Origin of the sequence: Parachitinimonas caeni (genome assembly GCF_030129945.1) — a bacterium.
Lineage (GTDB): Bacteria > Pseudomonadota > Gammaproteobacteria > Burkholderiales > Chitinimonadaceae > Parachitinimonas > Parachitinimonas caeni.
In genome coordinates, this window is the sequence record NZ_JARRAF010000051.1 from 1 (window position 1) to 18,097 (window position 18,097).

General features: G+C 56.2%; 16 protein-coding genes. 12 read left to right on the top strand and 4 right to left on the bottom strand.

All coding sequences use genetic code 11. The annotated features are described in order from the left end of the window. The first annotated feature begins 201 nt into the window (after window positions 1–201). Together PZA18_RS22255 and PZA18_RS22260 are read left to right on the top strand one after the other, a co-directional pair. Window positions 202–978, top strand: coding sequence for an enoyl-CoA hydratase (locus PZA18_RS22255; protein ID WP_284103097.1), 777 nt, complete (start codon window positions 202–204; stop codon window positions 976–978). Continuing rightward, the gene (locus tag PZA18_RS22260) at window positions 963–2,066 is read left to right on the top strand and encodes an enoyl-CoA hydratase/isomerase family protein (RefSeq protein ID WP_284103098.1); all 1,104 of its coding nucleotides are present in this window, start codon (window positions 963–965) and stop codon (window positions 2,064–2,066) included. Before PZA18_RS22255 ends, PZA18_RS22260 begins: the two co-directional genes overlap by 16 nt. Window positions 2,067–2,166: 100 nt before the next feature. Here the strand turns inward: PZA18_RS22260 and PZA18_RS22265 are convergent, their stop codons facing one another. Beyond that, complete coding sequence (locus PZA18_RS22265; RefSeq protein ID WP_284103099.1) at window positions 2,167–3,420, bottom strand: patatin-like phospholipase family protein; 1,254 nt, start codon at window positions 3,418–3,420, stop codon at window positions 2,167–2,169. 41 nt (window positions 3,421–3,461) lie between these two features. Then, on the bottom strand, window positions 3,462–3,896 hold the full coding sequence (locus PZA18_RS22270; protein WP_284103100.1) for a phasin family protein: 435 nt from the start codon (window positions 3,894–3,896) through the stop codon (window positions 3,462–3,464). Between the two features lie 383 nt (window positions 3,897–4,279). Between PZA18_RS22270 and PZA18_RS22275 the strand changes: the two genes are divergently transcribed. Continuing rightward, window positions 4,280–4,954, top strand: a complete 675-nt coding sequence (locus PZA18_RS22275) for an FFLEELY motif protein (protein ID WP_284103101.1) — start codon at window positions 4,280–4,282, stop codon at window positions 4,952–4,954. A gap of 107 nt (window positions 4,955–5,061) precedes the next feature. On the opposite strand, the gene PZA18_RS22280 is transcribed toward PZA18_RS22275, so the two are convergent. Next, window positions 5,062–5,337 (bottom strand): polyhydroxyalkanoic acid system family protein, encoded by a 276-nt coding sequence (locus PZA18_RS22280; protein ID WP_284103102.1) that lies wholly within the window; start codon window positions 5,335–5,337, stop codon window positions 5,062–5,064. Between PZA18_RS22280 and PZA18_RS22285 the strand changes: the two genes are divergently transcribed. Beyond that, window positions 5,336–5,470, top strand: coding sequence for a hypothetical protein (locus tag PZA18_RS22285; protein ID WP_284103103.1), 135 nt, complete (start codon window positions 5,336–5,338; stop codon window positions 5,468–5,470). The two genes, PZA18_RS22280 and PZA18_RS22285, sit on opposite strands and share 2 nt — an antisense overlap. Before the next feature lie 189 nt (window positions 5,471–5,659). Here PZA18_RS22285 and PZA18_RS22290 read toward each other — a convergent pair whose 3' ends face one another. Continuing rightward, the gene (locus tag PZA18_RS22290; RefSeq protein WP_284103104.1) at window positions 5,660–7,657 is read right to left on the bottom strand and encodes an SDR family oxidoreductase; all 1,998 of its coding nucleotides are present in this window, start codon (window positions 7,655–7,657) and stop codon (window positions 5,660–5,662) included. A gap of 863 nt (window positions 7,658–8,520) precedes the next feature. On the opposite strand from PZA18_RS22290, the gene PZA18_RS22295 reads away from it, so the two are divergent. The 8 genes from PZA18_RS22295 (at window position 8,521) to PZA18_RS22330 (ending at window position 17,607) form a co-directional block, all read left to right on the top strand. Next, window positions 8,521–10,050: a WS/DGAT/MGAT family O-acyltransferase gene (locus PZA18_RS22295; RefSeq protein WP_284103105.1), complete on the top strand. Its 1,530-nt coding sequence runs from the start codon at window positions 8,521–8,523 to the stop codon at window positions 10,048–10,050. A gap of 171 nt (window positions 10,051–10,221) precedes the next feature. After that, complete coding sequence (locus tag PZA18_RS22300) at window positions 10,222–11,331, top strand: hypothetical protein (RefSeq protein ID WP_284103106.1); 1,110 nt, start codon at window positions 10,222–10,224, stop codon at window positions 11,329–11,331. Window positions 11,332–11,358: 27 nt separating this feature from the next. Then, entirely contained in the window at window positions 11,359–12,570 is a 1,212-nt protein-coding gene (locus tag PZA18_RS22305; protein WP_284103107.1) for a toxic anion resistance protein, read from the top strand. Beyond that, on the top strand, window positions 12,567–14,156 hold the full coding sequence (locus PZA18_RS22310) for a VWA domain-containing protein (protein ID WP_284103108.1): 1,590 nt from the start codon (window positions 12,567–12,569) through the stop codon (window positions 14,154–14,156). The genes PZA18_RS22305 and PZA18_RS22310 overlap by 4 nt, the downstream gene beginning before the upstream one ends. A gap of 23 nt (window positions 14,157–14,179) precedes the next feature. Then, window positions 14,180–14,818 carry a hypothetical protein gene (locus tag PZA18_RS22315; protein ID WP_284103109.1) on the top strand — a complete coding sequence of 213 codons (639 nt, stop codon included), beginning with the start codon at window positions 14,180–14,182 and terminating at the stop codon, window positions 14,816–14,818. Continuing rightward, on the top strand, window positions 14,811–15,440 hold the full coding sequence (locus PZA18_RS22320; protein ID WP_284103110.1) for a hypothetical protein: 630 nt from the start codon (window positions 14,811–14,813) through the stop codon (window positions 15,438–15,440). The genes PZA18_RS22315 and PZA18_RS22320 overlap by 8 nt, the downstream gene beginning before the upstream one ends. Window positions 15,441–15,507: 67 nt before the next feature. Further along, window positions 15,508–17,082 (top strand): ABC transporter substrate-binding protein, encoded by a 1,575-nt coding sequence (locus tag PZA18_RS22325; protein ID WP_284103111.1) that lies wholly within the window; start codon window positions 15,508–15,510, stop codon window positions 17,080–17,082. Window positions 17,083–17,121: 39 nt separating this feature from the next. Next, the gene (locus tag PZA18_RS22330) at window positions 17,122–17,607 is read left to right on the top strand and encodes a hypothetical protein (RefSeq protein ID WP_284103112.1); all 486 of its coding nucleotides are present in this window, start codon (window positions 17,122–17,124) and stop codon (window positions 17,605–17,607) included. Window positions 17,608–18,097: the final 490 nt, after the last annotated feature.

The following is an 18,097-nucleotide window of genomic DNA, read 5'->3' on the forward strand; positions in this document are numbered from 1 at the left end:
TTGCTGTGCAGGCGGTAACTCATGATCAGGAAGGGTTCTCAAGTTGGGCGATCAGACTACGCAAAAGATCTCTGGCCCGATAGAGCGGCCAGCTACGTCTTGGAATGGAATCTGGTGGAACCCAACAACTAATGTGCCTTGCAGTGCCAAGCGCGCTATAGTTCGCAACACTGTTATCAGTCAACGTTACGGAGCCTGTCAATGTCAGAATTGCTACATCTTGAGCGAGTGGGTCATACCGCGCTGATTACGATCAACAACCCGCCAGCCAACACCTGGACCGAGCAAAGCCTCGAATACCTGCAAACGTTAGTGTCTGAGTTGAATGCGGACAAAGATATTTATGCGTTGGTTTTAACAGGAAATGGCCCGAAGTTTTTTAGTGCGGGGGCCGACTTGAATATGTTTGCTGACGGAAACAAGGCGACGGCACGACGAGTGGCTCGTGTGTTTGGCAAGGCATTTGAGACGCTGGCGGCGTTTCGGGGAGTCTCAATCGCGGCGATTAATGGTTATGCAATGGGCGGCGGGCTTGAAGCGGCCCTGGCATGCGATATCCGGATTGCTGAAAGCCATGCGGTCATGGCGTTGCCAGAAGCTACGGTAGGTTTGCTGCCATGCGCTGGCGGAACCCAGGCGCTGCCTTGGTTGGTGGGGGAGGGGTGGGCCAAGCGGATGATTCTGTGTGGTGAGCGTGTGGATGCTGCAACCGCATTGCGTATAGGCTTGGTTGAGGAAGTTGTGCCGACCGACGAATCGAAAGCGATTGCACTGGCTTTGGCTGAGAAGGTTGCCAAACAGAGCCCGACCTCAGTAGCCAGCTGCAAGCGACTCATCATGTCGGCCAGACATCAGCCGATGTGGCAAGTTCTGCCGAGCGAGAGGGAGGCATTCGTGGACTTGTTCGATAGCGAAGATCAGACAGAGGGCGTTGGCGCATTTCTTGAGAAGCGCAAGCCTGAATGGAAAAATCGGTAAGCGAGGCAGGCATGACCATTAAAATTGAGCGGCTTTCCGGTGCGGCAGGCGATATTGGCTGGATTACGCTGGATGCTGAAAAGTCACTGAATGCTTTGACACTGGAGATGATCCGGTCGTTGTCCCGCACGTTGACGGCGTGGCAGGCAGACCCGACGCTACGTTGCGTGGTAATGAATGGCGCTGGCGAGAAAGCGTTTTGTGCAGGGGGCGATGTTGTGGCCCTTTACCATGCAATGGTGGACAAAGACCCCGGCGCTATTGGGTTGGGTGATGCATTTTTCGAAGAAGAGTATGCCCTTGATGTGATGATCCACACCTATCCCAAGCCAATCCTCTGCTGGGGGCACGGCATTGTCATGGGAGGTGGGCTGGGGTTGATGGCAGGGGCCAGTCACCGCGTTGTGACGGAGAAATCTCGCATCGCCATGCCGGAAATCACGATTGGCTTGTATCCGGATGTTGGGGGTTCTTGGTTCCTGTCACGAATGCTAGGTCGTGTTGGGCTATATCTTGGGCTGACGGGAGCTTCGTTGAATGGCGCAGATGCTCTGTTTTTGGGCTTGGCGGATTTCGCCTTGCCTGCAGTACAGAAGTCGGACTTGCGTCAGGCATTGAGCGCCCTGAATTGGTCGAATGAGGATGCCAGGAATCATGCAATTCTTTCGGGCTACCTCAGAAAGTCCTCCGCTGGATTTGCTCAGACCCTTGCGTCATCTCCGGTCAGAGAGCATTTCGATCTGATCCAGGCGCTGACTGACGCCGATAGCGTTGAGGAAGTGGTGGCTAAAATCACTGCATATACGGGCGACGATGCTTGGGTAAGCACGGGTGCCCAAAAGCTGAAAATTGGTTCGCCAAGTTCCGCTGCTATTATTTTCGAAATTCATAAGCGTGTTAAACATCTTTCGCTGAAAGAGGTGTTTGCATTCGAACTAAATTTATCTCGGCAATTTTTGCGCCATCCGGATTTTCGGGAAGGGGTGCGAGCATTGCTGATCGATAAAGATAACTCCCCTAAATGGAATCCAGCTTTGATTTCGGATGTAAATAAGCAGTGGACTGACTCTTTTTTTGAGTTGATCTAAGTTTTAGTTTTGATTGTTTTGGAGTGCTGAAATAAAAAGCCGGAACCTGTTGCCAGGTCCCGGCTTTTTTTACAAATTAGAATCTATGAGTAAATAGATTTCAGGATTCGTGTGGGGCGTGTAGCCAATGGTCAAGCAAATCTAATGTGTAATACAGCTGATCGATCGGTGTTTTAGGGTGTGCAATGGCACCGAGTTTTTCCAGATGGGCTTCTCTGGCACGCGCAGAGAGAAAACAGCTATCGTCGAGCAGAATGTCGCGATTGATACGTACGCCATGCCGTGCCAGCAGAGGCTCCAGCTCATCCGCGCGATAAAGCAGGTCTTGCCGGGTATGCTGGTAGGCGTGTTCGCACATATTTTCCCGATCGCTGTAGCTGAAGACGTTCGAGAAGAACATCTCTTCGTCGCCATGCGAGGGCTCGAACAGTACAACGTCGGCATGGCGATATGCTTGCGCATAGTGCTGCATGCCAACCCGCATGCGGGAATGAATGATTGAGCGTAACGTCTGGGAGAGCACCACGGGCAAACCACCGCTCATCAAGCGATCCCGTGTGGCGGGATGGCCGTGAGGGGCGAGGCGTGCATCAAACGGCACAATCGGATTAATGCAAAGCACGAGGTCTGCCGATTCATCCAGGCTGATTGATGCGTGCAGCGTCTTCTTCAGCGCGCCATCGACGTAATGATCGCCATCAATCTCGACGGGCGGGAACAAGCCTGGTAGTGCAGCCGATGCTTGAACGGCTTTTGATATCGGTACATGGTCGTGGCCGCGACCGCCGAATTTCACTGATTTTCCGGTATCCAGATCAGTGGCAATGATGTAGAGCTTACGCTTGAGGCTGCGGAAATCATTGGTACGACCTTCGCTGGTGAAAAGCCGTGTCAAAAACTGGTTAATCGCGTCGTTATCGAACAGGCCGGTCGGAATGGCTCTGGATAGCTGCATGAACGCGCCAAACAGGCCAATTTCACGCGGGTGGGTGATGAAGTCGCGGAATGCATCAAGCAAAAGTTCCGGAACGGCCATGGCGCTACGCAAATACTCGCGGTAGGCCGGGCGCAGAAAAGTTTCCGGTTGCAGGTTGTGTTTGTGCGAGCGATTGACGATGAAGATATCGTACATCTCACGCGGGGAAATCTGGTTTGCCAGCCCGGCGGCAATGAAGCCGCCGGCCGACACGCCGACATAAATGTCGAGATCCGTGAAGTCGATACCTTCGAGCGCTTCTTGCAGGGCGCAGAGCGCACCTACCTCGTAGATCGCACCGAGAGGGCCGCCGGCAGCAAGATTGATCCCGATCTGGGACTTGTTTTCAGCGGCTTTCGTTGCGGGTTTCGACTTCATCTTGATAACTCGATCATTTACGGGTTAGCGGGGGCGGTAGTTTACTCCGCCTTGGCTGCTGCAACTGGCTTGGCTTCTTCTTTGGCAGCGGCGGGCTTGGCTGACTTCTTCAGCAGCTCGTTGACGCTCTTGGTCAGCTCGTCGATACGGCTATTGAGGTCTGCCAGGTCTTTGTTGCTGGGGACGCCGAGCGAATTCAGGGCGCGGGCAACGCGGTCCTGGAAGACGGTTTCCAGCTTGTCCCAAGTCTCAGTTGCTTTGCCGGATACGGCCATAACCTTGTCTTCTGCAGACTTGCGGCTCTTGTCTTCAACTTCCTTACCGGCCTCGACCAGGTTTTCAAAGATCTTTGCGCCTTCGCCCTGCGCCTTGGCAAAGGCACCCAGACCGGCCAACCAGATCTGATTGGCAGATTCCAGTACGACGTGGGCGAATTGTTTCTCTTCGGTAGCTGCTTTCTTGAGTGTCTTGGCCATGATGGGTTTCTCCTGGGGCTGTGAGTACAAGTTCAAATAAAAAGATCGAGTCTTAATGCAAAAATCAATACAGGGTGGGCAACAACTGCCCGGCAGGCCGGTCGACCTTTGAATCTGGGTTGTTCCGGCCCCCGAATAACGGGAATTAGTCTTGTTCCTTCGACCGCCATCGCGGTGCGTTGGCATGAACAAATTATGCGCGCCGGGCCATGTAAACTCATATTTTTGCTTGTTTTTTTGAGTTTTATTGTGATCAAATAACAACAGTGTTGCGCTTTTGATACGATGGCTGTGGGGCGGGACTAGGCTAAAAACTCAATAGCAGCGCAGGCTTGCAGCGAATCAGAAATTTCGTATGTACCATTTTTGCAAATGAGACCCTCATGAGTGACTCGATGACGCACCAGCAGTATCTGCTGGCCAAGTGGCAGGCCGATCGCCTGGCGCGTACCTATGCAGATCTGAATGCGGATGCGCGCTATCAGCCGGCGACGCAGTTCTTTCTGTCAGATCTCTATGGCCCTTACGATTTTTCGCAGCGGGACAAAGATGGAGAGCGGGTGCTTGGTGTGATGCATCGCTTCTTGCCGGATGGCGCCTTGCAACCGATCCAGATGGCGATCGAACTGAACCACCTTACCCATGAACTGGACGCGGCGATGGTGAAGACCCTGTTTGATGTTCTGAAGGTTGGCGAGGAGATCAGCGAGGCTGACTATGCCAAGGCGTATCGGCTTTGTGACAACCAGGCCAAGCGTCACCAGCAGATTGAGACGGTGTTTGAGCTGGGGTGCAAACTGGATCGCGTAGTGCGCAAGCCTTTTGTGCAGATGGCGTTGAAACTGGCGCATCGGCCTGCGCGGGCTGCGGGTTTAGGAGAGCTGCAGGACTTTATCGAACGGGGTTTTTCGGCATTTCTGCATATGTCCGGCGCCGATTTCTTCTTGAACACTATCCGCCAGCGGGAGCTGCAGATTCTGGAGCGCATCTATACCGATCATCCGGCGCCCTTTGCACTGGATGAGTTGTTGTTACCGGCACCCGATGAGTCTGCCTAGGTTCTGTAAACCTTACGTCAACAGAACCTGAACTTGACACCGTTTGGGGCGAAGGGGCGTGTGACGCGGCCTTCGCCTTGATTCTTGATTCGGTAGTGGGCGGTCGATCAACCGAAATTTTCTTTCAGGAAGCGGTTGATTTCCGATTCGACCTTGGGCTTGAGTGCACTCAGCAACAAGCCCAGCTTTGCTTCTACGGCGACTTCGGTGTCAGTGACGCTGATGGTGCCTTGCACACCGCTTCGCTTGAAGTTGAGCGTATCGCCTTGCCAGTTGTATTCGAAAGAAAATTCCTCCTTCATCTTGTCAGCCACGTTCTGTGCCAGGGTTTTGGCTTCTGCACGCGGCAAGGTATGGGCATGTTTGATCAGGATGTGTGACATGAGAGCTGTCCTTGGTTGTCCGCCCGTCAGCCTGGCAAGCGGAGCGAGCCCCGAAGGCTTCTGGCGGGCGCTGGTTGCAGATCAGGTTTTGGCGGCTTTGGCTTATAAATCACGCAGTCGGCAAGATGGCTGATCCAGAGCGAAGTTTGGGCCGTTGTTGTGGCTGTTGAGCAATTTTATAACGTAGTAGGCCGCTTGCTGCTGATTCGGCCGTTTAATCTGCTCCGCAGAAGGCAAGCGAGCGTCGCGTGAAACGGGATGACCCGCCTGTTGGCGGGTCATTGGTACGATGGGGCGCAAATTGGCCGGAGACTGAAGACTGTTAGAGGTGAATACCTTTCATGATCTGGATAAAGGCCATCTGGTCGGCGGTCAGGGGTTGCGCTTCTACTTTTTCGCCATGCTTGGTCTGCGCGGCCGATGAATCCGGGAACATGCGGTAAGCGGTGTTCATGATGATCTGGGCCACACGCGGCGCCACGGCATGCACGATCTGGCCGAAGATACCAAGGCCGGAGGCGACCCGTACCGGCTTGTAGATAACGGCTTGCGCCAGCATGTCGGCCGCCTCATCCGGACTGATGATGAATGGCATGTTCTTGTAGATCTCGGTCGGCGCGATCATGGGTGTGCGTACCAGCGGCATGTTCACGGTGGTGAAGTAAATGCCACGGTCTGAATACTCTGAGGCAGCACAACGGGTAAATGCATCCAGCGCCGCTTTCGACGCGACATAAGCCGAGAAGCGTGGGGAGTTGGTCAGCACGCCGATCGACGAGATATTGATGACATGCCCCTGCTTGCGCGCACTCATGGAGGGCAATAGCGCCAGCGTCAGGCGCAGACAGCCAAAGTAGTTCAGCTGCATGGTCCGCTCGAAATCGTGGAAGCGGTCGTAGCTGTTCTCGATGGCGCGACGGATCGAGCGGCCGGCATTGTTGATCAACACATCAACATGGCCATGGTCATCCAGCACCTTCTTCGCCAGACCGTCGATAGATTCCAGATTCGACAGATCGCAGGAGTAGACAAAGCACTTGCCACCCATCGACTCGATTTCCTTTTTGGTGGCTTCGAGCTTTTCCATGTCACGGGCCACGATGATGACGTGGGCGCCTGCTGCGGCCAGCTTCATGGCAGTGGCTTGACCAATACCCGATGAACCACCGGTAATCAGGATGTTCTTGCCCCGCGCAACGCCGGTGAGCGAACGGTCGATGAACAGATCGGGGTCAAGATGACGCTCCCAGTAATCCCACAGACGCCACGCGTAATCACCCAGCTCCGGCACGGCAATGCCCGAGCCTGCCAGCGCTTTCTGGGTTTCACGGCAGTCGAAGCGGGTAGGGTAGTTGACGAAGCGGAACATATCCGTTGGCAGGCCGAGATCCTTCATCACGGCATCACGGATGCGGCGCACCGGCGTCAGCGAGGTCAGGGCCTGCCGCACCATGCTGGGAATGAAGCCGAAGATCGACGGGTTGACGCGCACGGTCATCTTGGGCGCATGGGCAGCTTCGGCAAAAATGGCCAGCACTTCGCCGACACGCTTGGGGTTAGGGTCGGTCAGATGGAAGCACTTGCCATTCTGGCCGTTGAGATGCGCCAGGTGATCCATCGCTGCCACCACATAATCGACCGGCACGATATTGATCCGACCACCGTCCAGGCCGATCGCAGGCATCCACGGTGGTAGAAGCTTGCGCATCTTCTGGATCAGCTTGAAGAAATAATATGGACCGTCGATCTTGTCGATTTCACCCGTCTTGCTATGCCCGACCACAATGCCTGGCCGATAAACCCGCCAAGGGCGTTTGCACTCGCGCCGCACAATGCCTTCTGAGTCGTGTTTGGTCTTGAAGTAGGGGTGATCAAGCTTGGTGGCTTCATCAAACATATCTTCCGAGAACACCCCGTCATAGAGGCCGGCGGCAGCAATCGAGCTGGTGTGATGGAATACGCCCGCTGCGATGGCTTCGGCGAACTGAACCGCGTGGCGGGTGCCGTCGATATTGGCAACCTGCTGTTCCTGGGCCGTGGCTTTGAGGTCATAGACAGCGGCAAGGTGAAACATATGCTTGATCTTGCCGTGCAGCATGGCGACGTCTGCCGTCGAGACTCCGAGTGCAGGCTGCGAGAGATCCCCGGTGATGGCGATCACGCGCTCTGCATCCTTGCCCCAGCGCTCTTTCATGGCGTCGAGCTTGCCTTGCGAACCTTCACGCACCAGGACGTAAATCTTGCCTTTGCGCTTGGCGAGCAGGGTGGAAACCAGGTTCTGGCCGATGAACCCGGTCGCGCCGGTGACAAAGTAGGTCATATTGTTCTCCTTCGGTCGATTCTTGTTACGGGTTTTGGCGATGCGGAGCGGGCATGCAGAAAGCATCCCCGCTGGTAGGGGGACGAATACGGTTGCAGGGACTGCAGGTAGACGGGCGGTATGGCCTGGAGCCGGGAGGTCTCGGCGCCCCATGTCCTCATGGGTACAAATCCATGCGGATCTTGTGGCGTCGAACACTCTCGTCTGAAGGTTGCTTGCCTGTCTTGCAAACTGCCCCCAGCAAGGATGCCTGTCTGATGTAGGCCGTCGGCTGTGTGATTGCAGTGCATTACAAAAGACCGGTTATTAAAAACATCCGCGACCCCCTGCCTGGTGCGCTGCATGATCTGGACAGGTGATTTGGGCACCATACCGGAGCCTCATTGCAGATGATCCTTTATTCGTTTGGCCAGGTGCGCTTGAAGTGTGAGAGATATTCACCAGTCAAGCGCTTGGTTGCTCGGTTGAGACCGACTGGCAGTTTGCCTGTAGACTGTTGTTAAGTCACGACTTCCTGCGCTGGCTTGCGTCAAGTTGTCTAACTGCCTGGCGGTATTGGCGAGCCAATTTGCCGACCTTGAAGGCATTTGCGACAAAGTATCGTTTCTTGGCCACGATCCCGTCAAACTGGCTGTGGAAGCGCGTTCGCGGTCGGGCGCCCTGAATGATTTGTTCTATAATCGGCGCATCGCCAGGTCAAGCCGCAGGCTGTGGCTGACAATCTTGTCCAGAATTGTCGGGCAGTTGTTGAAAAAGCCTATTACTTCACAGGTAAGCCAGTGCGTAACCGGAGTTCCAGCGTTGCGGTATTGCCGGGTCGGGTTACGCCATTGGAATAAATCGCACACTCGGTGGATCGGCTCATGTTCCTGAACTTTCTCTCCTCACCCAAGCGGGAGTCGATGTCGAGTATCGACACGGCTTGGCTCCGGATGGATCGCCCGACCAATCTCATGGTCATCAATGGCGTTCTGTTCTTTGAAACCCAGATCGACTTCGAACGCCTGAAACGGGTCATCGAAGCCCGGCTGCTCAAGTACAAGCGCTTCAAGCAAAAAGTCGTGCGCATCGGCACCAATGCCTATTGGGAAGATGATCCGGATTTCGATCTGGCCAACCATTTCCACCTGATTGCGCTACCCGGCAAGGCCGGCAAGGCCGAACTGGAAAAAATGATGAGCGAGATGATCAGTACCCCGCTCGATTTTTCCAAACCGCTGTGGCAGTTCTATGTGGTTGAGAACTACGCAGGGGGCTCGGCGCTGGTGGCACGCATTCACCACAGTATTGGCGATGGTATTGCCCTGATCCAGGTTTTGTTGTCGATGACCGACAAGGAGGCCAACCCCGCTGCCCCGGAAAAGGCGCTGAAGACACCAAAGTTCGTGGCTGGCGACGAGGAGGACAGCGACGACTTCTTCATGCGGCTCTATAAGCCGGTCAGCAAGATGTACACCGGCATGCTCAAGTCGTATTACAAGCTGGTGGGCACCAGCTACGGTCTGATGATGAACCCCGGTAAGCTGCTTGATTACACCCAGACTGGGCTCGGCGTATCGCAGGGTTTGGCCAAGCTTGCCACCATGCCCTCAGATCCGCGCACCAAGTTCAAGGGCAAGCAGAGCACGGCTAAACGCATTGCCTGGGCCGAATCGCTGCCGCTGCAGGAAGTAAAGGACATTGGCAAGGTGCTGGGCTGTTCGGTCAACGACATTCTGCTGTCTGCGGTAGCCGGGGCGTTGCGGGGTTATCTGATGGAGCGCGGCGAAAATGTCGATGGACTCGATATCCGGGCATCGGTGCCCGTCAATCTGCGGCCGGAAAATCGCCTTGGCGAGCTGGGTAACTACTTTGGTCTGGTATTTCTATCTTTGCCGATTGGCATTGCCAATCCGATTGAACGGGTTTACGAAGTCAAGCGGCGGATGAACGCCATCAAAGGTTCGTATGAGGCCGTGGTGGCGCTGGGCCTGTTGTCGGTGGTGGGCATGCTGCCCGATATGCTGGAACAAGGCGCGATCGAGCTGTTCAGCACCAAGGCTACCGCGGTCATGACCAATGTGCCTGGCCCTCGCGAGCGTATTTATATGGCGGGGGCGGGCGTCAAGGATTTGAATTTCTGGGTGCCGCAGTCGGGCGAGATCACGATGGGGGTGTCGATCCTGTCCTATAACAACCGCGTGAATTTCGGCGTGATGACAGACAAGAAGCTGGTGCCGGACCCGGAAAACATCATCCGCCGCTTCAGTGGCGAGTTTGAAAAGCTGGTGCTGACCGTGCTCATGCAAACCTGGGAAGAAGCACCCGACCCGCAACTTGCCGAAATCAATCTAGGCTTGATGGCCTTGGTTGCAGGGATGGGGCATGACGGCCGGCCGAAACGGGTGGTTTGACTACAGGGGATTGCACTGATGACGGCGGGAGTGATCCCGCCGTTTTCGTGTAGGGTGGTGGAAAAAATAGTCGGAGATGTCATGCTGCTGTCACGTTGTTGTAATGTAACGGCGTTGAAATGTGCCGGAGTTAGCGCGCCTGGATAACGACAACAAAGGGAGAACAACAAGATGGAAATCCGAAAACTGATAGGGCCGGGACTATTCGCGATACTACTGGTGGGCGTCGGCGGCGGTATTATCTACTCATACTTTGACAAGCGAAGCACCGACAAGCTGATTGCAGAAGAGGCGCAGACTGAAACGGTCAAAGGATTGATTGCCTCCGAACGCGAACCCTTTTTTACCGATGCCAAAGTTCTGGCCGTTCTTAAACGCAATGGCATTGTTCTGACTCTTCAAAAAGCCGGCTCGCGTGAGATTGCCTTGCGACGCGACGCGAAAACCTTCGATTTTGCCTTCCCTTCCGGGATCACTGCTGCGGAAAAACTCAAGCGGGATACTGGTGCCAAGCAGATTTACCCGGTGTCCTATTCGCCAATGGCGATTGCCTCCTGGCGCCCCCTGGTGCCGATGTTGACGGCGGCTGGTCTGGTGGAGGAACGACAAGGCAATTTCTACCTCACGGATGTCAAAAAACTGCTGGCCATGATGGAGGCCAAGCAACGCTGGAAAGACTTACCGGAGAGCAAGGCTTTTCCGGTGAACAAGCCAGTCTTTATCAGTACCACCGACGTACGCAAGTCGAACTCGGCGGCTATGTATCTGGCGTTGATGAGCTATATCGCCAATGGTGCCGAGGTCGTCCAGTCGGAAGAGCAGGCAAACACCGTGTCGGGTCGAATGACGGCATTGTTCCTGCGGCAGGGCTATCAGGAAAGCACTTCTGCCGGGCCGTTTGAAGATTATGTGGCGATGGGCATGGGCAAAGCACCGCTGGTGATGATTTATGAGTCGCAATTCGTGCAGATGCAGACTAGTCGTGACAAGCCCAATAACGACATGATCTTGATCTACCCTGAGCCAACAGTGTTTTCGAAAAATGCCGTCGTGCCGTTCAGCCCCAAGGGGGACAAGCTGGCCCAACTGCTGACCACTAACCCGGAGTTGCAGCAGTTGGCCGCCGAATATGGGATGCGTACCCAGCAACCCGAGCATTTTCAGTCGTATGTCAAAAAACGTGGCGTATCGGTACCCCAGACTTTGATCAATGTGATTGACCCGCCCAGCTACGAAGTGATGGAAAAGCTGATCTCGCAAATTGAAAAACAAATGCAGTAAGCCGTTGCTACCCAGTAAGGAAACGCCATGACTACCAGCCCTACCAGCCTGACACCACCTGAAAACCTGACGCTGAATCCGCCTGAAGTGGTGGCACCTCCGGCACCGGTGCAGTCGAACGATATGGTGCCGCTCAAGCCCGAACAGCTGAGCCGGGTCAATACCCAGCTCGATGGCTTTGTGCAAAGCCTGTTGACTGAAGATCTGGAAAGCCAGTCGTTCAAGGAGAAACTCGATTCCGCCTTCCGCCTGGGCCGCAAGGAAATTGCCGATAGCTCGATGCTGTCCGGCCATTTCATGGAAAAAAACTTCAAGGGCGCCGAAGACTCACCGGCGTTCAAGACCATTCAGGAGCTGCGAGAGCAGTTCGAAGAGCTGAATCCCAAGAATGAAGGCAACCTGCTGGAGCCTGCCAAGCTGTTCGGCCTGATTCCGTTTGGTGACAAGCTCAAGCGCTACTTCCGCAAATATGAATCGGCGGCCGATCAGATCAAAACCCTGATGACCGATCTGAACGAGGCTCAAGATGAGGTACGGCGCGACGCGGCCGAAATCGAGACTGCCAAGACCCGCCTGTGGGAGTCGATGCAGAAGCTGAAGATGGCGATTGCCTTTGCCGAGCAGCTCGACGCCCGAATCAAGGAAGAAGTTGATCGTCTGAAGCCGACCGATCCACAGCGTTCGCGCGCGCTGGAGCAGGAGGTGCTGTTCTACGCCCGGCAGAATGTGCAGGACATGTACACCCAGCAACAGGTCAACGTGTTCGGCTATCTGGCCATGGAGACCCTGAAGAAGACCGCTCGTGAGTTGATTATCGGCTGTGACCGGGTGGCCACGACCGGCATGTCGGCTCTGGCGGTGGCGCAGACCGTGGCACGGGCGACCGGTAATCAGGTGCAGGTGATGAACATGCTCAAGGGGGTGAATGACAGCATCGGCGATCTGCTGGACGGCACGGCTCGGCAACTGGAACAGCATGTGCAACGTACTGGCGAGATGGCGGCACAACCGCTGATCGGCATGGAAAAGCTGCAGTCCATGTTCGACCAGACCTTCCGCGCCATGGATGCAATGGACAACTTCCGAAGCGCCGCGATCGACAGCATGGGCAAGAACATTGGCACCATGAAAGGCATGCTGGAAAAAGCCGAAGCCCATATCAACCGCTCCAAAGTCGGTGCTGAAGCGGGCCGGCAGGCGATGCAGAAGCTGGATGATGGTGGTGGAGTCGCGCTATGACAGCCGCCAGCCTGCGGCCACTGTTTGCGCTGGGCGTACTCGGCCTTGCTCTGGCGGGTTGTGGCAGTGAAGAGAGCAAGGACCCGGCTGCAGCCAATCAACCGGCCCCCAATGAATTGCGACTGGTGGCAGGGTCAGAGCTGAAGGACATCGAGCCGATGTTGCCGACAATCCAGAAAGCGACCGGCGTCAGTCTCAAGCTCGAATACACCGGCACGCTGGATGTGGTGGAGCGATTGCAGGGCGATGAAAAGGCCGATGGCGTCTGGGTATCGCACGCCAAATATCTGATGCTGACACCGGGCGTCAAAGAGAAGGTCAAGGCGCAGGAAAAGACCATGCTCTCGCCCGTGGTGTTAGGCATCAAGGCCAGCAAGGCCGCCGAGCTGAAATGGACGGCCGGTGATGTCAGCTGGAAGGACATTGCCGAGGCTGCCGGCAAGGGGCGTTTTACCTTTGGTATGAGCAACCCTGCTGCCAGCAATTCCGGCTTCACGGCACTGGTGGGCCTGGCGGCAGCACTCTCCGGCAAGGGGGAAGCGCTGACCGTCGCAGACATCCCGCAGGATGCGCTGTCACGCTTTTTCTCGGCGCAGCGGCTGACTGCAGGTAGCTCGGGCTGGCTGGCAGACGCCTACATCAATGACCAAAACCGGATTGATGGCCTCGTTAATTACGAGTCGGTGCTGCTATCGCTCAATGCCTCGGGTCAGGCACGCGAAAAGCTGACGCTGATCTACCCGAAGGAAGGTTTGCTGACGGCAGATTACCCGCTGATGCTGCTCAACAACGACAAGCGCGGCCTTTACGACAAGGTGATTGCCTATGTGCGCGGCAAGGAATTTCAGCAGGCGATGACCAAGTCCACCCTGCGCCGACCGATTTCACCCGACGTCAGCCCGGACCCGGCCATTCCACAGACACTGCTGGTGGATCTGCCGTTTCCGGGTAATCAGACCGTCGTTGATACCATTCTCGACCGCTTCCTGAACGTACAACGGGTGCCGGCGCATTCGTTCTTTGTCCTCGATACCTCGGGCTCAATGAGCGATGAAGACCGCATTGGCAGTCTGCGTACGGCACTGAAGAATCTGTCCGGCGCCGATACCAGTCTGTCTGGCCGCTACGCCCGCTTTCTGGATCGGGAGAAGGTGACCCTGATCGCATTCAGTAGCGAGCCGCAGCCGCCGGTTGAGTTTGTGTTGGCCAAAGATAAGGACGAAACGCTGCAGAAGATCAATGCCTATGCAGATAGCCTGTATCCAAAAGGTGGCACGGCGATTTATGACTCGGTTCTGCGCGCCTACCGGGAAGCCATGAGAGCCAGAGATAAAGATCCGAAGCGTAACTACTCGATCGTATTGATGACTGACGGCAATAACTCGAATGGTCGTGATTTCGGCGCGTTTGAAAACGCCTATCGCAAGTTGGGCGAAGATGCGCGCCCGATCAAGGTGTTTGCCATTGGTATCGGCTCGGCCAACTTCAGTGAGCTGGACAAGCTGGCCAAGCTGACCGGTGGCCGTTCCTTCGATGCCCGCAAAGGGCTGGCCAAGGCGTTCAAGGAAATCCGTGGTTATCAATAAGCTTGGCCCATTGGCGGTTGATCATGTCCTACACACTGAGTCTGCTTAGTCCCTCCAGCCAGCATTTCTCGGCCACTAGCCTAGCCCAGTCACTGCATACGGCCTGGGTGCGCGTCGAAGCAGGGGGCGATGCCGACTGGCAGCAGCTGGTGCTGCAACATGCCGATGCAGACGATATCGTGCAGATTGATCGATTGCCGGTGGCTACGGGCACGGAGGGCGAGGCGGCGATCCAGCAGTTTCTGTTGCAGATTGCTGCAGCCATGCCGCTTTCAGCCGCCCAATGGCTGCTGGATTATCTGCTGCAGGTGCGCACGGTCTACCGCTTCACCCTTTGTGAGGGCATCCATGAAGCCGATGGCTGGGATGAGATGGATGCTTTCAAGCAGGCTCTGCACGAACGCGCTGGCGGGATTTTTCAATCCGACAACGAAGGCTTTTCCAATGAAGCGGGCTTTCACATCCTCTGGCAGTTTGCCGATGATGCCAGCGGTCCCTGGTGGATGGCGGTACGCCAGAATGGGGAATGGCAGCCCTTCCAGATGGAGCTGAGTGACCCGGAACAAAAGGAAGCATTTCTGCTGGGGCAGGTTCCCGCAGGGGCTGAAGTCGTGCAGATGGAGACATCCGACATGAATACTGGAAACAATACGAATGCCTGAATTGAGTTTGCGTTACCGACTCCTGCTGTTTTTATACAGCAACAGCAATATCGCAGGGTGTGTGCTGGCCCTGTTTGGACTTGGGCTCTACTTCGGCGGCATTATCGACCGGGGCTGGGGCCTGATTACTGCCGGTCTGTATGGCATGGGCTGGATAGGCTGGTATCGGCGCAAGGCAGAAGTGGGGCCGATGGCCACGGACATGAGTGCCGAGATGCTGCATGACGCCTTCACGCGACTGGTCGCCACCGCCAAAACACTGCCTCCTGAAGCCAAGTCCAAACTGACTTCCATCGAGCAACGTCTTGCCGGTCTGCTGCCTCGCCTGGCCGAACTGCGTGAATCTGCGGACGCCCGTGCTGCCCATACCATCAGCCAGACTGTGCTCAGCTATCTGCCCGATGCCATCAACCGCTATCTGAAGCTTCCTCCTGCCTTTGCTGCCCTGCATGTGGTGACCGATGGCAAGACGCCCACCAAGTTGCTGATCGAGCAGCTGGGCGTTCTCGACCAGACCCTGGGGGAAATCGAGACCAACCTGTATAGCGGCGACGCCGTGGCGCTAGCCGCAAATGGCCGGTTTCTCAGTGATAAATTCGGCAATACCCGTTCGCTGTTTTGATCACCCGTCTGCCCCGGTCGGAATAGAGCGACCGGGGTGTTTTTTTGTCCTTCGGATTGTCGAACGCATGAAACTGACCTCTATGGCGCTGACCGCGCTGCTGCTGGCCGGCCCGACATGGGCGGCCAAACCTCTGGTGTACTGCGCGGATGCAGACCCGGATAGCTTCGACTCCGCACAGTCTGATGTCGGGGCCACTCATCGGGCGGCGGCCTACCCACTATATAACCGCCTGGTGGAGTTCCGGCCCGGTAATGTCGAGGCCGTGCCCAGTCTTGCCGAGAGCTGGAATGTGTCGGCCGATGGCAAGCGCTACACCTTCAAGCTGCGATCAGGCGTTAAATTCCATCAAACCCCCTGGTTTACCCCCAGCCGCGATCTGGATGCGGACGACGTAATCTGGAGCGTCATGCGCCAGATCGACGCCAAACACCCCGGCGCCAAGGCGGCTGCCGGTGGTTTTCCGGGAGCGGTATCGGGAAACTGGGCGGGGCTGATCCAGAAAGTCGAAAAGCTGGACCCCCTGACCGTGCGTTTTGAACTTGCCCGCCCCAACGCCACCTTCCTGGCCTTGATGGCCAACTGGCAGATGTCCATTGTCTCGGCTGAATACGGCGAGCGTCTGGCCCAGGAGGGCAAGGAAACCCAGATTGGCCGCTTGCCGGTGGGCACCGGGCCGTATCGGTTCATCAATTACCAGAAGGGCAACAATATCCGCTACGCCGCACATCCCCATTACTTCAAGGGGGTGGTGGCCATCGACAAGCTGGTCTATGCCATCGTCCCCGATCCGGCGGTACGGGTCGAGAAACTGCGCGTGGGTGAGTGTGGATTGGTGGAAAGCCTCAAGCCGCAAGACATTGCCAGCTTTCAGACCGTGCCGACGGTCGGCATGAAGCGTATCTATCCGCAGATCACTGTCTATCTGGGCTTCAACACTCAAAGCAAGCCCTTCGATGACGCAAGGGTTCGGCGGGCCCTGAGCATGGTGGTGGACCGGCCTGCGATCAGCAAAGCCGTGTTTGACGGGCGCGCTGATCCGGCATGGTTGCCCTATTCCGGCAAGACGTTGTGGGGGGCTGCCAACATCAAGGCACCGGCACGTGACTACGAAGCGGCCAAAAAGCTGTTGGCGGAAGCCGGTTACCCGGCCGGGTTCGAAACGACGATCTGGGTGCGAGGCAATGGCGGTGCCTATAACCTCAACCCCAAGTTGATGGGCGAAATGGTCCAGGCCGACTGGCAAAAACTGGGTATCAAGGCCAAGGTGGTGCCGATGGATTTTGCCGACATGCTGCGACGTACCCGCCAGGGCGAACAGGCCACCGTGCTGACAGGGTGGATGAACAGCGTTGACCCGGACGAGCTGTATGCCAACACACTATCTTGTGAAGCGAGCAAGACCAGCTCATCCCGCTGGTGCAACAGTCGCTTCGACCAGCTGATAGAAGAAGCGCGTACCATTCCCAACCGGGCCCAACGCGAAAAGCTCTATGCCGAAGCGCAAGCCATATTCGACCACGAAGCTCCTTGGGCTGCTCTGGTGTACCCGGCGCTGGTGCTGGGCTACGACAAGGCTTTGCAGGGCGTGGACAATACCCTGGCTGCGCCCTTCATGCTGGAACGGTTATATTGGAAGTGATGTTGACGCAAGATTGATCAATCAAGAGGGAAATCAACCATGCAACTCCGTACCCATTTGAGCCTGCTGGCTGTTGCCGGGCTGCTCGCTGCCTGCGCCACCACCGGCAGCAACACCAGCAGCAATTCAGGCGGCAGTACCAGCCGTAGTGCCGAGTCCGGCAAGGCGACCCCGACGACGACGGCCAGCAGCAAGTCCGGCAAAGATGACGTGGCGACCCACAAAGTCATGTCCAAGGACGGTGACTTCGAGGGTGAAATGATTGGCACACCCGCAGCCAACAGCAAGTTCACCAAACTCAAGATCGGCATGTCGCGCAAGCAGGTAGAGGACCTCATCGGCACTGCCAGCGACTGGCGCTATTACCAGACCGGCAAAGCCTGGATTCCGATTGGCGGCCTGATCAGCAAAGACACCTATCGCATCGAAACCTTCTACAAGAAAGAAGGCCGCCTGGTGTATTCCCACAATGGCGGCAAACTGTTCCGTATTCATGTTGATACCAATGAGGATGGGTATCAGTGAGTCGAGGGATGGATAACTGATTAAACAAAACAGGCAGCTTGCGAGCTGCCTGTTTTGTTTAAGACCGAGGTTCAGGACAGGGTAAGGCTCTGTTGACGTTTTATTTCCGGATCGCGTTTCGTCGGATTTGGGCCTGAGGCAAGGCAAAAAGCGCGCCGCTTAGTGATAAGCCACGCGATTTCCCGTCTGGGCGCACAGGCTGTAAGGCTTGCATCGCAAGCCAACAGCCTGGCAGTCAACGCGGCAGCAGGCCCAAATCCGGCGAAACCCTCCGTCCCCGCAGGGGGGATGCCGTGGCTGTAAGCCGCTTTGCGGCAACAGCCACGCAAGGCCAGGTCGATTTTTGGGGCAGGGCGTCGTTAGGGTGTTGGGTTCCACCAGATTCCATTCCAAGACGTAGCTGGCCGCTCTATCGGGCCAGAGATCTTTTGCGTAGTCTGATCGCCCAACTTGAGAACCCTTCCTGATCATGAGTTACCGCCTGCACAGC